This is a genomic window from Phenylobacterium sp., assembly GCF_030654915.1.
Lineage (GTDB): Bacteria > Pseudomonadota > Alphaproteobacteria > Caulobacterales > Caulobacteraceae > Phenylobacterium.
In genome coordinates this window covers 1-1,363 of the sequence record NZ_JAURWM010000247.1, presented here as the reverse complement: position 1 = coordinate 1,363, position 1,363 = coordinate 1, and the positions used below count along the sequence as shown (strand labels likewise).

Sequence of the window (1,363 nt, the reverse complement as noted above, 5' to 3'; positions counted from 1 at the left end):
CGGCAGAATTCCGGACAGCCGGCCAAAGTCGGCCGAAATGCGCCCTAGCAGGATGTTGAAAAGGCATTGTTGGCTCGCCCCGCACCTGACGCACCGCTAGAACAGATGCCAGCAGCGGCATTCATATTGAGGCAGTCCGGGACAATTCCCCGCCGCTTTCCCTCCACCAGGACTTCCTCGGCGGCCCTCTGGAAATCACCGAGCGCCTGCAGGCAGTTAGGCCATGAATCCAAGCCAATTCCCGCGCTCCAGTCGAGCTAAACCCTGATACCTCGGGCAGCCTTTCGCCCATCGGCGAAGGCCTGCCCGAGGTCGATGAGCGCATCTAAGGGAGGCAACCGGCCGTTTCGAGATGGTCCGCCGGCACGGCGCAGTCGATCAGGCCCATGTCCACCATCCGCCGTGCGGGCAGCAGGGTCTCTATGGCCGACGAGCCAATCGCGCCGTCTCGTTGCCATAGGTCGAGTCCCGCGCAAAAGACCGGTCCCTCGGCGCGGATCACCGTGACCCGCACTCGATCGGCGGGCGATCTAGTGAAAGCCTCGGTCAGCGACAGCTGAGCCAGACCCAATTTGACACATCACTGTTTCACGATAACATATCTATGCTACATGTGGGTGGTCATCAGTTGGTCGTCTGAGATCGGAAGCAGATCAGGCCGCGAGAGGTGCTGGGCCAGTGACCAAAGGGTGCTGTGGCCGCAATGCAGGGATGGCGACGTCACCTTGCCATATCGACGCGGGGTCAAAGCGATGATCAAGAAGCCCATATCTGCGGATTCGCACATCACCGAACCGCCGCATTGCTACGTGGACTACATCGACCCGAAGTTCCGCGCCCGAGCGCCGCGAATGGAGCGGCTCGACAAGATCGGCGACGCTTTCATCATCGAAGGATTGGTTTCGCCGATTCCGATGGGGCTGGTCGCCGCCGCGGGCAAGGACCCGTCGCAGATCACGACGCACGGCGTGGCCTTTGAGGATCTGTGGAGAAGCGGCTGGGACGCCAAGTTCCGTGTGGCCGACCAGGAGCGGGACGGCGTCGCGGCCGAATTCATCTATCCCACGGTTGGGATGATGCTCTGCAATCATCCGGACTTCGATTTCAAGAAAGCCTGCTTCGACGCCTATAATCGATGGCTGCAGGAGTACTGTGGCGAGGCTCCGGACCGGCTCTACGGCCTGGCCCAGGTTTCCATGCGCACGCCGGAGGACGGCGTCGCCGAAATCATTCACGCTAGGGATATGGGCTTCAAGGGCGTGATGATGCCCGGCAACCCCGCCGTCGAGGACTACGACTCCAGTGTCTACGACAAGGTCTGGGCGGTCGCTGTCGAGTGCGACATGCCGCTGTCGTTCCATAT

The 1,363-nt window shown here is 61.5% G+C and carries 2 protein-coding genes; one reads left to right on the top strand and one right to left on the bottom strand.

The genetic code is table 11. The annotated features are described in order from the left end of the window. Window positions 1-325: 325 nt before the first annotated feature. The gene (locus Q7T84_RS12775; protein ID WP_304809454.1) at window positions 326-571 is read right to left on the bottom strand and encodes a hypothetical protein; all 246 of its coding nucleotides are present in this window, start codon (window positions 569-571) and stop codon (window positions 326-328) included. 181 nt (window positions 572-752) lie between these two features. Here Q7T84_RS12775 and Q7T84_RS12770 point away from each other — a divergent pair. After that, window positions 753-1,363: amidohydrolase family protein (locus Q7T84_RS12770; protein WP_304809452.1), on the top strand; the 611-nt coding region annotated here is incomplete at its 3' end.